Origin of the sequence: Bradyrhizobium sp. CSA207 (assembly GCF_029051685.1) — a bacterium.
Taxonomy (GTDB): Bacteria; Pseudomonadota; Alphaproteobacteria; order Rhizobiales; family Xanthobacteraceae; genus Bradyrhizobium.
Window position 1 is genome coordinate 14,630 of sequence record NZ_JAACFT010000007.1, and the last position, 12,794, is coordinate 27,423.

Annotated in this window: 18 protein-coding genes; 6 read left to right on the top strand and 12 right to left on the bottom strand. The window is 62.6% G+C overall.

Annotated features, from left to right (window positions below; genetic code table 11):
- Positions 1-8: 8 nt before the first annotated feature.
- From GWG65_RS09295 to GWG65_RS09325, 7 genes are all read right to left on the bottom strand, one after another.
- Positions 9-251, bottom strand: a complete 243-nt coding sequence (locus GWG65_RS09295) for an acetyl-CoA carboxylase (protein WP_275195170.1) — start codon at positions 249-251, stop codon at positions 9-11.
- Positions 252-290: 39 nt separating this feature from the next.
- Positions 291-1,019, bottom strand: a complete 729-nt coding sequence (locus GWG65_RS09300; protein WP_275195171.1) for a LamB/YcsF family protein — start codon at positions 1,017-1,019, stop codon at positions 291-293.
- A gap of 90 nt (positions 1,020-1,109) precedes the next feature.
- The gene (locus GWG65_RS09305; protein ID WP_275195172.1) at positions 1,110-2,297 is read right to left on the bottom strand and encodes an ABC transporter substrate-binding protein; all 1,188 of its coding nucleotides are present in this window, start codon (positions 2,295-2,297) and stop codon (positions 1,110-1,112) included.
- 28 nt (positions 2,298-2,325) lie between these two features.
- Positions 2,326-3,363, bottom strand: a complete 1,038-nt coding sequence (locus tag GWG65_RS09310) for a branched-chain amino acid ABC transporter permease (RefSeq protein ID WP_275195174.1) — start codon at positions 3,361-3,363, stop codon at positions 2,326-2,328.
- Between the two features lie 36 nt (positions 3,364-3,399).
- Complete coding sequence (locus tag GWG65_RS09315) at positions 3,400-4,314, bottom strand: branched-chain amino acid ABC transporter permease (protein ID WP_275195176.1); 915 nt, start codon at positions 4,312-4,314, stop codon at positions 3,400-3,402.
- Between the two features lie 2 nt (positions 4,315-4,316).
- Positions 4,317-5,039, bottom strand: coding sequence for an ABC transporter ATP-binding protein (locus GWG65_RS09320; protein ID WP_275195178.1), 723 nt, complete (start codon positions 5,037-5,039; stop codon positions 4,317-4,319).
- A complete protein-coding gene (locus tag GWG65_RS09325; RefSeq protein ID WP_275195180.1) occupies positions 5,036-5,812 on the bottom strand; it encodes an ATP-binding cassette domain-containing protein in 777 nt (258 codons plus the stop codon). The genes GWG65_RS09320 and GWG65_RS09325 overlap by 4 nt, the downstream gene beginning before the upstream one ends.
- 493 nt (positions 5,813-6,305) lie before the next feature.
- Between GWG65_RS09325 and GWG65_RS09330 the strand changes: the two genes are divergently transcribed.
- Entirely contained in the window at positions 6,306-6,653 is a 348-nt protein-coding gene (locus tag GWG65_RS09330; RefSeq protein ID WP_275195181.1) for a hypothetical protein, read from the top strand.
- Positions 6,654-6,663: 10 nt separating this feature from the next.
- Here the strand turns inward: GWG65_RS09330 and GWG65_RS09335 are convergent, their stop codons facing one another.
- From GWG65_RS09335 to GWG65_RS09345, 3 genes are all read right to left on the bottom strand, one after another.
- A complete protein-coding gene (locus GWG65_RS09335; RefSeq protein WP_275195183.1) occupies positions 6,664-6,939 on the bottom strand; it encodes a hypothetical protein in 276 nt (91 codons plus the stop codon).
- Complete coding sequence (locus GWG65_RS40425; RefSeq protein ID WP_342760634.1) at positions 6,936-7,457, bottom strand: HAD hydrolase-like protein; 522 nt, start codon at positions 7,455-7,457, stop codon at positions 6,936-6,938. The genes GWG65_RS09335 and GWG65_RS40425 overlap by 4 nt, the downstream gene beginning before the upstream one ends.
- 81 nt (positions 7,458-7,538) lie before the next feature.
- A complete protein-coding gene (locus GWG65_RS09345) occupies positions 7,539-7,859 on the bottom strand; it encodes a MarR family transcriptional regulator (RefSeq protein WP_275195535.1) in 321 nt (106 codons plus the stop codon).
- Between GWG65_RS09345 and GWG65_RS09350 the strand changes: the two genes are divergently transcribed.
- Positions 7,851-8,114, top strand: coding sequence for a GTP-binding protein (locus GWG65_RS09350; protein WP_275195519.1), 264 nt, complete (start codon positions 7,851-7,853; stop codon positions 8,112-8,114). The two genes, GWG65_RS09345 and GWG65_RS09350, sit on opposite strands and share 9 nt — an antisense overlap.
- Positions 8,115-8,117: 3 nt before the next feature.
- On the opposite strand, the gene GWG65_RS09355 is transcribed toward GWG65_RS09350, so the two are convergent.
- Together GWG65_RS09355 and GWG65_RS09360 are read right to left on the bottom strand one after the other, a co-directional pair.
- Entirely contained in the window at positions 8,118-8,375 is a 258-nt protein-coding gene (locus tag GWG65_RS09355; protein WP_275195186.1) for a hypothetical protein, read from the bottom strand.
- A 158-nt stretch (positions 8,376-8,533) separates the two neighbouring features.
- Positions 8,534-8,659, bottom strand: coding sequence for a hypothetical protein (locus GWG65_RS09360; protein ID WP_275195188.1), 126 nt, complete (start codon positions 8,657-8,659; stop codon positions 8,534-8,536).
- Between the two features lie 94 nt (positions 8,660-8,753).
- On the opposite strand from GWG65_RS09360, the gene GWG65_RS09365 reads away from it, so the two are divergent.
- The 4 genes from GWG65_RS09365 (at position 8,754) to GWG65_RS09380 (ending at position 12,794) form a co-directional block, all read left to right on the top strand.
- Entirely contained in the window at positions 8,754-9,908 is a 1,155-nt protein-coding gene (locus GWG65_RS09365; protein ID WP_275195189.1) for a transporter substrate-binding domain-containing protein, read from the top strand.
- 2 nt (positions 9,909-9,910) lie between these two features.
- Positions 9,911-10,576, top strand: a complete 666-nt coding sequence (locus GWG65_RS09370; protein ID WP_275195191.1) for an ANTAR domain-containing protein — start codon at positions 9,911-9,913, stop codon at positions 10,574-10,576.
- A gap of 10 nt (positions 10,577-10,586) precedes the next feature.
- Complete coding sequence (locus GWG65_RS09375; RefSeq protein ID WP_275195192.1) at positions 10,587-11,828, top strand: urea ABC transporter substrate-binding protein; 1,242 nt, start codon at positions 10,587-10,589, stop codon at positions 11,826-11,828.
- A gap of 93 nt (positions 11,829-11,921) precedes the next feature.
- Positions 11,922-12,794 (top strand): branched-chain amino acid ABC transporter permease, encoded by an 873-nt coding sequence (locus GWG65_RS09380; protein ID WP_275195193.1) that lies wholly within the window; start codon positions 11,922-11,924, stop codon positions 12,792-12,794.

The following is a 12,794-nucleotide window of genomic DNA, read 5'->3' on the forward strand; positions in this document are numbered from 1 at the left end:
GAACCGTCTCAAACGTCAATCTCGGCAATCGGCTGGCCGGCCATAACTGCCTCTTCGTTCTCGGCCAGGAAACGCAAAATCTTGCCCGCCGCGCCGGCCTTCACTTCGTTGAATGATTTCATCACCTCGATGAGCCCGATCGTGTCGTTCTCCATGATCGTGTCTCCGTCGGACTTGTAGTCCGGCTTGTCGGGTGCGGGCTTGCGATAGAATATGCCCGGTAGCGGCGAGAATATCTGCTGAGTTGCCATGGGGTCCTCCTGGTGGATCGTCTCTTCCAGCCTTCCGCCTCACCGCGCGGTGAGATAGGGGCGGACTGCGTCGCGAACGGCGTGCGCGATCGCGACGGCATTGGGCGTGTCGGAGTGGATGCAGATCGAGTCGGCTCCGACCAGGACGTCGTTTCCGGCCACCGACCGGGTCTTGCCTTCATTCACGGCCCGCGTGCACCGCGTTGCCGCATCGGTCGGATCCTTGGCCTCGTGCTCGCGTGTGATGATCAGGCTGCCGTCGGCGTTGTAGTCGAGGTCGGCGTAGTATTCGGCGACGAAGGTGTGGCCTCGCCGCTCGTAGACCATCTGATGCAGCGTGCCCTTCATGCCGAGTAGTGGCACCTTGTAAACATCGGCGGCATCCGCGACGGCCTCCGCGATGTTCTCGTTGCGCGCGGCCATGCCATAGAGGGCGCCGTGCGGCTTGATGTGATTGAGCGGCAGGCCTTCGGCATCCAGGAAAGCCTTGAGCGCGCCGATCTGATAGAGCAGGCAGTTTGTCAGCTCTTCGCGGTCGATCTTCATCTCCCGCCGTCCGAAGCCCTGCAGGTCCGGCAGTGACGGATGGGCGCCGACCTTGACGCCGAATTGCTTGGCGAGCTGCACCGTCTTGCGCATGTGGTTGAAATCGGATGCATGGAAGCCGCAAGCCACGTTGGCGACATCGATGTGGGGCATCAGCCCCCTGTCGTCGCCCATTTTGTAGAGGCCATAGGCCTCGCCCATGTCGCAATTAATCACGACCATTCTCCTGTTTCCTCTCAACGGCTTGGGTTCGATCCAAGGGGGACGGCCGCCCGCGGGTGCAACAGGCACCGCGGGCGGCGCATTGCCGATTTACTTCGACACCAGATAGTCGACCGGGATCTTCTCCGAGATCGTCCACTGATCGACCATCTTCGGCTTGCCAACCTCGGTGTCGATGATCAGGTAGCGGCCCTGGTTCTGATGGTGGATGTCCTTGTTGAAGGTACGCGGCCCGAACAGCGTGGCCTCGTTGTTCATCTTTTCCAGCTCGGCGACGACGGGCGGGGCGTCGGTTGTCTTGGCGCGTTCGACCGCCTTGGCCCAGACTTCGATCAGGACATAGCCGGGATAGACGTACTGGCTGGACGGATCGCCGCCCGTCACGTCCTTGTACTTCTTGTTGAACTCGTTGACTTTCGGATTGGGATCGTCGCCGTAGATCGAGCCCTGCACCGGAACGTAGAAGTTCGATAGATCCGGAATGGCGTTCAGCCAGTAGCTGCCGTCCATGCTCGAGCCGTTGAGGATCATCGATTTGATGCCGGCGGCCCGGATCTGCTTGATGGCCGAAACCGCGCCCGGCATCATCGTGCAGACCATGATGGCGTCAGGCTCCTTTGGCAGGCTCTTGATACGCGTGATCTGGGATGCGATCGAAGCGTCATCATTCTTGAATGTGTCGCTTCCGGCCAGCTTCGCGTCCTTCAGCTTCGGCATCATCCAGTCGAAGCCGTCGCAGATACCCTTGTTATAGACGGTCCAGCTGTCGAGCAGCCGGTAGAAGGTGCGGGCATTCTTCTTGTTGTAGGCCCATTCCGCCATCGTCGCGCCCTGCACGGCCGCCAGAACGGAGCCGGAGAACGAGTAGGGACCGACGCCGGGGATGCCTGCCTTGATCGACTCGGCGCAGAGGAAGAACGAGACCTTGCCGGCCGCTTGCGCCTGAAGCGCCGCCGGCGCGCCGAAGTCGTAGTCGCAGGAGACGACCACAAGGTCGGCGCCCTGGTCGAGGACCGCGAGGCCGGCCTTGGCGCCTTCAGCCTGATCGGTCTTGGTGTCGGCGAAAACGGCCTTGATCTTCTTGCCAAGCAAGCCGCCCGCCTTGTTGATCTCGTCGATGCGGATCATTGCCGCATCTTGCGCCGGCTTATCATAGGCCTGCATAAAGCCTGAAGCTGCGGTCGCAAATCCGATGACGATCTCGTCGGCCGCTTTGGCCGGTGCGAACCAGAGTGCGGACACTCCAACCAGGACGCCCAGTATTCTCGCAAGACGCATAACCATTCCTCCAGTTGTGCAGTTGAATTCAGTTCAGTTCCTTCGCCGTCCGCACGGGGCGTGACCATCGTCGCAGCATCGGCCATCCGCGCCAGGAGAACTCCTGGTTGCGGGTGAGGCCGGTCGGCAGGTACATCAGGATGACGATGGTGATGATGCCGATCGCGATCTCCTGGACCCCGTTCGGCAGCGCGATCTTGAGTGCGCCAAGGCTGATGCCTTTTTCAAGGTTGCGGAACAATTCGATCAGCACCGAGATCGCGACGACCCCGGTGACCGCCCCGCTGAGGCTGTACATCCCGCCGACGACCAGCATCGACAGGGTGATGAAGGTCGTCCGCAGATAAAAGGCACCGGGGTTGACGATGCTCAGGAAGTGCGCGTAGAGCGCGCCGGCGATGCCGATGATGAAGGCGCTGACCACGAATGCGATCAGCCGTTCGCGGACAATGTCGATTCCGGAGGCGCTGGCGGCGACGGGCTCGTCGCGGGTCGCGCGAAGCGCGAGCCCGGATCGGGAAATCGCGTAAAGATAGGCGATCACGATTGCAACCGCCGCACCCAGCCAGCCAATCCATACATTCATGGTCGGCGGTATGCCGACGATCGAACCTTGACCGCCCGTGACCGAATCCCAGTTTGAATAGACGTTGTTAACGACGCCGAGCAGTCCGAAGGTCGCGATCGAGGCGGCAATCCCCGACAGGCGCATGATGACGCGCCCGACGGCGAGCGCGAACAAGGCCGCGAACACGCCCGAAATCGGCGTGGCCACCCACATCGGCAGCTGCGTGTGCAGCAGCCATGCCGGCAGTCCCTTGAGCGTAATCGATTTCATCACGGGCGGTATCGCGAGCCAGGCGGTCATATAGGCGCCGAGGCACATGAAGCTGATGTGCCCGAACGACAGCAGGCCGGAATTGCCGACAAAGACGTAGAGGCCGACGACAACCATGATGTTGATGAACATCTCGACCGCAGTTCGGTTGAACGCGCGGCTGCCGAATTGATAGCTCAGCGTGGCCATGACGAGCAGCACGACGATCAGGACGATCGGTGTCAGCATCGTTTGCCGGACGACAGACGCCCGCTGCGACATCGATCAGACCCTCTGCTTGGCGGATTTCGGGGCAAACAGGCCTTGCGGCCGCACCAGCAGGACAACGATCACCGCGCCATAGACGAAGGCATCGCGGAAGACGCGCGCGTCGTGCGGCAATGTTGCCTGGAAGATGACGCTGGCCGCGCCAATAATGAAGCCGCCGGCCACAGCGCCGGGCACGCTGCCGAGACCGCCAATCACGGTGGCGATGAAGGCGATCAGCATGACGTTGGCGCCCATGTTGATATCGGCGGTGCCGGAGATGGTGGCCAGGATCAATCCGATCGCCGCGGCCAGCATGCCGCTGATGGCAAAGGCCAGCAGGATGACGCCGTTGGCGCGGACTCCGAGCATGCGCGCCATGGTGAAGTTTTCGGCGGCAGCGCGCATCTCGAGACCATAGCGCGTGCGCTTGAGGAACAGCACGAGCACGGCGAGCGTGACCAGCGTGATGACGATGGTCACGACTTGCAGCATCGGAATGTGGGCGCCGAGAAAATCGACCGGCAGGCCGAGGCTCGGCCACAGCGTGATCGATTTCGGGCGACTGGAATAGAACATCAGCAGGATGTGGCGGATGACGAATCCGAGGGCGAAGGACGCGATCATCATCGTCGCCGGATTGGTGTTGCGGAAACGACGGAATACGATGATCTCCGATAGGATCGACAGTGCCGCGCCGATGATCAGCAACAGCGGAATCAGGAGATAGAACGGCAGCATGCCGGCGAAGACGACCGCTGTTGCATCGATCGACGGCCACAGCATCGCGAACACGCAGAAGGCTATGAAGTCGCCATGGGCGAAGTTGACGAGGCGCATGACGCCGAAGATCAGCGCGATGCCGAGCGCGCCCAGGGCATAGAGACTGCCGAGGCTCAGTGCGTCGAAGATGATCTGCAGAACCGCCGTCATTCTCAGTGGTCTCCGAAGCCGAAATAGGCCTGCTTCAGACGCTCGTCCTCGATCATGTCGGCGGCCGCGCCCTCGAGGACGATGCGTCCGCCGCGGATCAAAATCATGCGTCCGCCGGTCATCATGGCTCGCGTCGAGCTCTGCTCGACGATCAGCAGCGTCAGCTTGCGCTGCGCCCGTAGCCGCACAAGGATTTCGTAGACCTGATCGATGATCTTGGGTGCAAGTCCCAGCGAAGGCTCGTCGATGGCCATGATGCGTGGAGCCGTCATCAACGCACGGCCGATGACGAGCATCTGCTGCTGGCCGCCGGAGAGCATGCCGGCCGCAGTGTGGCGGCGATCGGCCAGCATCGGGAATTCGGCGTAGACGGATTCCAGGTCGCCGGCGATCTTGTGCCTGTCGGCCCGCATACCCGTGCCGACCTTCAGATTTTCCTCGATGCTCAGTGCGCCGAAGACGTTGCGACCCTCCGGCACCAGCGAAAATCCCCGCCGGGCGATGTCCTCCGGCGAGGCACCCGTCACTTTCGCACCGTCCATGGTGATGGAGCCCGAGCCCGCCGGCACGACGCCGGCGATCGCGTTCAGAAGGGTCGACTTGCCTGCGCCGTTGGGGCCTGTCACGAACAGAACCTCACCCTCGGCGATCTTCAGCGTGACGCCGCGCAAGGCCGTGAGGCGCCCGTAGCTTACGGTGATGTCGTCGACGGCGAGCAACGTCATGATGCGGCGCCCATCTCAGCCGCGATCGCCGGAATCACTTCGTCGCGCTGCGTGCCCATATAGGCGTGCCGGACCGCGTCGCTGTTGCGGATCTGCGCAGGAGCCCCGACTTCGATGATCTCGCCGGAATCGAGCACGAAGATTCGCTTGCAGAGTTCTAGCACGAGGCCGATGTTGTGCTCGATCAGCAGCACGCCGACGCCGAGCTCGGCGGCGATCCGCCTGATGATGACGGCCAGATCGTGGCTTTCATGCTCGGACATGCCGGCCGCGGGCTCGTCCAGGAGCAGATAGCGCGGCGTGCACATGATGGCGCGGCCGATGGCGACACGGCGTTCGTCGGTGTAGGGCAGGGCGCCTGCGATCGTGCTGCCGAGGTGCGATATGCCGAGCCAGGTCATCACGCGCTCGGCCTCCGTGATCGCCTCGCGCCGCGCCTGACCGAGACCCACGCCGGTGACTTCGAGATTGTCCACGACCGGGAGGTCGCGGAAAAGTCGGCCAGACTGAAACGTGCGCGCGACGCCCTTGCGTCGAAGCTTGTGGGCCACGACGCCGTTGAGCACTTCGCCTTCCAGCGAAACGGTCCCTGTGCCGATCGGCTGGAACCCCGTCAGCACGTTGATAAGTGTCGTCTTTCCGGCGCCGTTGGGGCCGATCAGTCCGGTGATGCGTCCCCGCGGAACCGAGAGCGTAACTTTCGACAGCGCTTTCAAGCCTTCGAATTGGACGCTGACGTCGTGAGCGCCCAACTCCAAGCCACCGGAAGTCATCTCAACGCCTTCTCACTCGCCGCCAATCACAGGCGGAGTTTTGCGTTGCGGGAGACGCTTGTAAAATTCGAAATATCGTTCGCCGATATCGGAAATTATGATGAAGCTGACGTTCCGGGGATTCTTCCCGGCTGGACAGCACCGGTCGTGGCGCTCTGGAGCCGCGGAACAGCAAGACTGGCGCGAGGGCAAGACTGGAACGTAGGAGAGACTGGAACGAAATGAAAACAAGCGACGACTCTGTCTCGTCACGGGCGACCATCAAAGCGCTTGCAGGAATCGCTCCCCCATCGCGGCGGTTCCATCGGTGTAGTCCGTTCCCAGCCGTCGTGCGGTCTCGGTGTCCGAATGCGACGCGATCCATGCAGTCAGCAACATGCGCCGGAGCATCACGGCAAAGTCGTAGAAGAACCAGGAGAAGCCCGCAATCGTCGAAGTCGATCACGCCGAGACGCGCGCCGTCGACGAGAAGATTGGCCAGTCGCAGATTGGCGTGAACGAGGCCGAACCGGTCGTTTGTGTTTCCGTAGGTATCGAGACGCTGCCTGAGTGTGTCGGCGACCCTCTGCAGCAATTTTCGACCATCTTCGCGAAGACCGAGGCCGGCGTGCCAATCGCCCCACAACGGTCGAGTCCCCAACATTGCATCAAAATCCCAGACCTTGCGCTGAAAGTCCGGCGGCTGCTTCCATCGGCGGCTATGCGCGTGAAGCCTGGCGCTGATCGCGCCGAGTTTTCCGAACCAGGCGATGAGATGGTCCGATGGATCGGGCTCCTTGCCGCTGAGATACTCGAGTGCCGCAATCTGTCGCGGCGAGCCATTCAGGACGATCGGACATAGCGACCGGCCCTCACCGTCGGTTGACCGGGCGAGGCGTGACGACAATATCCTCCGTTATCAGCGCATCGATCCAGGCGAGCGCGGACCTGATCTCGGCGGACGTATGGTAGCCGACCCGCTGCACGCGCAGCACCAGCCTCCGTCCAGACGCCGGGTCCTGCGCCAGAAACGTTGTGTTCTCGGAATGGCTGAGGCAGGAGACCGTCGATTGTGACGAAAGATCCCAGAGCGGCAAGGCTGCGCCGAGCTCGGTCTGCATGCTCTCGATCAACGTCGGAGTCATCATGAGAGCGGGCCGGCCCTCTTGGAAGCGGCATCGAGGAGATCGAGAAGGCTCGACACGACACGATCAGGGACGACCCCCGTGGCCGCATTGAACGGGACGTCGCTGGCGAGCAGGATGGAGCGTAGGCCGGCGGCGTTGCCGGCCGCGATATCGGTCGCGAGCTGGTCGCCGAACATGATCGTTTCGCGCTTTGCGGTAACGAGATGCTCGAGCGCCTGTTCGATCAGGAAGGGATGCGGCTTGCCGACGACGATCGGCATCACACTCGGTACCGCGGCGACCACCGCCGCGGTCATCACGCCGACGCAAGGGTCATATCCATCGTGCACCGGCGTGAGGACATCGGGATTGGTCGCAATGATCGCCGCTTCCGCCAGGGCGGCCCGTATCGCCGTCCGCAGCTTGGGCGTAGTCGAGTGTCGAATCGAATCCGAGCACCACGACCTCCGGGTCCTCGGAGGCCAGATCGTATCCGGCTGCCTCAATGGCTGCGAGCAGCGGCTGTTCGCCGATCGCAAAGACCGGCGTGCCTTGCAGCCAGCACCTTGCGAGCAGGGCCGTCGTGCGGTGTCGTGCCGCTCGTTCCAAAGCCGCCACTATCATTTGTAATTCAAGGTTTCCCGGCGGCGAGACGAAAGTGGACGCGAAGAGACGGGGTCACCGAGCAATTCCGAGAGCAGGCTTGTCAAAGTTGCAGCATCTGATGCGCCCAGCCTGTCCAGGATGTCCCGCTCGATGGACGAGATCAGGGGAGCAATGTCATCGAAATGTGCTGCTCCTATGCGCGAGACGAAGATCAGAACCCTGCGTCGGTCGTTCGGATCAGGGCCACGATAGACCTCGGCCGATTCAACCATCCTGTCGATAATCTTTGTGAGTGTCGGGCCATCGACAAAGAGGCGAATGGCCAGATCCGACACTCAACATCGAGGCGGCGGACGAACTCGAGCGACGTTTCCCCGGTGTCCGAGCTCATTCTGCTCGAAAGCGGCGGCGACAATCTCGCCTCGACCTTTTCGCGTGATCTGACGGATTTCTGGATGTTCGTCATTGATGTCGCTGGTGGCGACGATATCCCGCGTAAGCGAGGCCCAGGCGTCATTCGTGCCGACCTTCTTGTCATCAACAAGGGTGATCTGGCAATAGGTCAGGCTCGATCAGCGACTCTTGATTAAATTTCACCCATCGAAATCGTCGCCGACCTGCCCAGAGTTGGCGAGAACCAGGACCATTTGGAAGCCAGCGTTCAGTGCGAGATCAAGCATCCGATCTCGATGTTCGGGGAGGAGAGCGGCCTGCGCGCTGCGTCGCACATGCCGCAATATCTGCTGACAAAGACGGGATTGCTGACTTCCACGGTCGTCGAGTCCGGCGGCTTCGTCGACGCCGCCGGGGAGGAAGGACGAGAAGGCGACATGCGAGACAAAACGGTCCACTTGTTTTGTCGCTATGCGGTCCTGAGGTTGGGTTGATGGTGAACCTGATCGATCGGTGGTCGCGCGCACCACTCTGTGCGGGCAATTTTTGACCCGCCGCCGTGCCGGCCGCCTTGGTAGGCCCGTTCCGCGGGCATGAACCACCTTGCACAGTTTTGCTACAGGCCGGCACGAATTGCGGCAACTTCCGCTGCAACAACGCGCTTGACATAATATCCGATCTCAACGACCGTAGCCTGCAAGCGTTGGGCAAGACGGCCCATCAACGCGGCGAGTTCAACCATTTCCAACGCCACGCTTTCATCGCGTGTTCGGTTGGCGGCGAGGGCGCCCTCGGCTTCACAGCCGGCGGGCGTTTTTTTTGTTTTGGATCGAGTGATGACGCAGAAGCGGTATCGAATTGGCGTGATGTTCTCGACAACGGGCTCCTACAGCGTCGTCGCGCGCTCGATCCTCAATGGCGCATTGCTGGCCTTCCAGGAGATCAATGCGAGTGGCGGCGACATCGTGTTGGAGCCGGTCGTGGTCAATCCGTCCGGCGACCTCGCGCGCTATCGTTCGCTCAGCCTCGAGCTGCTCGGTTCCGGCATCCACCAGGTAGTCGGTTGCTACACCTCGTCGAGCCGCAAGGAGGTGATCCCGTGCTTCGAGAAGTTCGACGGGCTGTTGTGGTACCCCTCGCATTACGAGGGGTTCGAGAGCTCCGATAACGTCATCTACACCGGCGCCGCGCCCAACCAGCACGTGCTGCCGCTGGTCGACTATCTGGCCTCCCGGGTCGGCACGCGCGCCTTCTGCATCGGCTCCAACTACATCTGGGCCTGGGAGAACAACCGCATTTTCCGCGAGGCGTTGATTGCACGCGGCGGCACCGTGCTCGCCGAACGTTATCTTTCGGTCGGCGATACCGAGGTCGACCAGGTCATTGCCGCGATCATCGACCAGCGCCCGGACTTCGTCTTCAACAATCTGATCGGCACCAGCGCCTATGCCTTCTTCCGCGCATTCCGGGCCGCTTGCCGCGCGCGTGGCATCGATCAGGCTGCGGAAATTCCCGTCGCCAGCTGCACGCTGTCCGAACCGGAGCTGCCGGAGATCGGGCCCGATGCGATCGACGGACATCTATCGTCGAGCGTCTATTTCTCGTCGCTGAATTCACCGGAGAATGCCGCCTTCATCGATGTCTATACGAAGTCCTTTCCGGACGGACCGGTCTCGTCGGCCGATGCAGAGTCGTCCTACATCGCCGTCAAGCTGCTCGCAGCGGCATTGTCGCAGGCCGGCACCGACGACGCGCGCACGGTGCGCGCCGCCGTGGCGGATCAACGGCTGCGTGCGCCGCAAGGCGAGGTCCGTATCGACCGGCAGACCTTTCACGCCTGGCTCACGCCGCGGATCGGCCGCTCGGCCGCGAACGGGCAATTCGAGGTGCTGCTGGAATCCCGCGAGCCGATCGCGCCCGATCCCTATCTCGTCCAGTCGTCGCCGCGCTTTGCCAGCGCGATGCGCTCTCCGCTGTTGAAGGTGGTGTAATCATGAGCTCTCGACTGCTACAAAATTTCAAGGGTGGCCGCGCCATCGTCGTGACACGGCGAGGCGGATGGGAGAGCACGCTCGAAACGACGCTCGCCAAGCTCGGTGTTTCCACCGAATATCCTGAAATCATCGACGGCCGTGCGCAGATCGACGTTGCGAGCCTCCAGGCCGACCGCGACATCCTTTTCGTCGACGGCGATCTCGAAGGCGCTGTCGCCATCGAGGTCGATCCCGCGTCGCGGCTGCCGCCGGTGCCGGTGATCGGCCTCGTCGGCGTCGAGGCGCCGAGCCGTCTGAAGGCGCTCGTCAATCTCGGTGCGACCTCGTTCCTGCGCAAGCCGGTGCATGGCGGTGCGGTCTACACATCTCTGTTCATGGGCATCAACCAGTTTCTGCTGCGCGCCGAAATGAGTGAGCGCTTGCGGGATCTCGAAGAGCGCCGCCGCGGCCGGCGGGCGGTGATCCGGGCCGTGATCCTGCTGATGCAGCAAGGCGGCCTCGATGAGGAGGGTGCCTATTCCCAGCTCCGTCGCGAAAGCATGCGCGCGCGGCAGAACATGGAACTCTACTGCGAGGAGTTTCTGAGCAAGCGGGCGAAGCCGCCCGACACGACCGGCCGCACGACCGGCATCATGCTGCAAGGCGGCAACAAGCAAGCCATCTAGGAGAAGCAAAATGAGCACGTCTGTATTGCGGGGGCTGCGCGCCGCAGCCCTCACGGGGACGCTTGTCCTCGCGTCAAACCTGGCGCTCGCCGCGGAAAACCCGATCAAGCTCGGCGTGCTGGAGGATCAGTCCGGCGACTTCGCCGCCGCCACCATCGGCAAGGTCCACGCCATCCAGCTCGCCGCGGATGAGATCAACAAGGCCGGCGGCATCATGGGCCGGCCGCTCGAGCTCGCGCCCTACGACACCCAGTCCGACAACACCCGCTATCAGGAATTCATGCGGCGCGTGCTTCAGCGTGACAAGGTCGATGTGGTGTTTGCGGGCTTTTCTTCGGCCTCGCGCGAGGCCTACCGGCCGATCGTCGATCAGTTCAACGGCTTCGCCTTCTACAACAACCAGTATGAAGGCGGCGTCTGCGACGGCCACATGATCGTGACCGGCGCAGTGCCGGAGCAGCAGTTCTCCACGCTCATTCCCTACATGATGGAGAAGTACGGCAAGAACGTCTACACGCTCGCCGCCGACTACAATTTCGGCCAGATCTCGGCGGAATGGGTGCGCAAGATCGTCAAGGAGAACGGCGGCAAGATGGCCGGCGAGGAATTCATCCCGCTTGGCGTCTCGCAATTCTCGCAGAGCATCCAGAACATCCAGAAGGCCAAGCCCGACTTCGTGGTCACGCTGCTGGTCGGCACCGCGCAGGCGTCCTACTACGAGCAGGCCGCATCCGCCAACGTCAACCTGCCGATGGCGTCCTCGGTCAATGTCGGGCAGGGCTACGAGCACAAGCGCTTCAAGCCGCCGAGCCTGAAGGACATGTACGTCACCACCAACTACATCGAGGAGATCGACTCACCGAAGAGCAAGGAATTCTACGCCAAGTTCAAGGCGAAATTCCCGAGCGAGCCCTACGTGAACCAGGAGGCGGAGAACTCCTATCTCGCCGTCTACCTCTATAAGCAGATGGTGGAGCGGGCGAAGTCGACCAAGCGCGATGAGATCCGCAAGGTGATCGCGATGGGCGACGTCTGCATGGACGCGCCTGAGGGCAAGGTCTGCATCGACCCGAAAAGCCAGCACATGTCGCACACGATCTATCTCGCCAAGGTCGGCGCCGATCACTCGATCTCCTTCCCGAAGATCTGGGAGGACATCAAGCCGTACTGGCTGGGTGAGGCCGGCTGCGATCTCACCAAGAAAGATCCGATGGCCCAGTACACGCCATCGAATCCCCCGCCGAAACCCTGACCGGCGGCGGATCGCTCCGGCCTCGCGGCGGGCCGGGGCGATCACGGACACCTGCAGCGGCAACGCCGCGTCTTCTCATAGTCTGGTTGGTTCATGGATATCGCGACCCACGTCTTCTCGGCGCTCTATCAATTCGGCGACGCTTTTGCGTTCCTGGTGCTCTCGGCCTGCGGGCTCGCGGTGATCTTCGGCATGATGGGGGTGATCAATCTCGCCCATGGCGAGTTCATCATGTGCGGTGCCTATGTCACCGCGGCGACCGTGCATGCCGGCCTGCCGTTGCCGCTGGGAATCCTGGCGGGTACAGTCGTGTCGGCGCTGGTCGGCGTGCTGGTGGAGCTCGCGGTGATCCGCCATCTCTACGACCGGCCGCTCGACACCATCGTCGCCACCTGGGGGCTCAGCCTGATCGCCACGCAGGGCACGCTGATCATGGTCGGATCGACCATGGCGGGGGTCGGCACGCCGTTCGGCAGCTTCCAGGTCGGTGACTACTCCTATTCGATCTATCGCATCGTGCTGTTCTGCTCCGCGCTCGGCGTGCTCGCCGCACTCTATGCGCTGTTCAACTGGACCCGCTTCGGCGTGCTGGTGCGCGCCACCATCCAGGTGCCGCACATGGCGGCGGCGCTCGGGGTCGATACGCGCCTGATCTACAGCCTCACCTTCGCCTGCGGCGCAGGGCTTGCCGGACTTGCCGGCGGGCTCTACGCGCCGACCATGACGCTGGTGCCGACCATGGGCGCGACCTTCATCATGGAGGCCTTCGTCACCGTGGTGATCGGCGGCGCCGACGTCTTTCTCGGCACGGCGCCGGCGGGTGGCGTGCTCGCGGTGGTGAAATCGGTGATGACGTCGTGGCAGGGGCAGTTGTTCGGCCAGATCGGCCTGCTGGTCGCCGTCATCATCGTGGTCCGGGTCCTGCCGAAGGGCATCTCCGGCTTCGTGCTGCGCGAGCGCACCTGA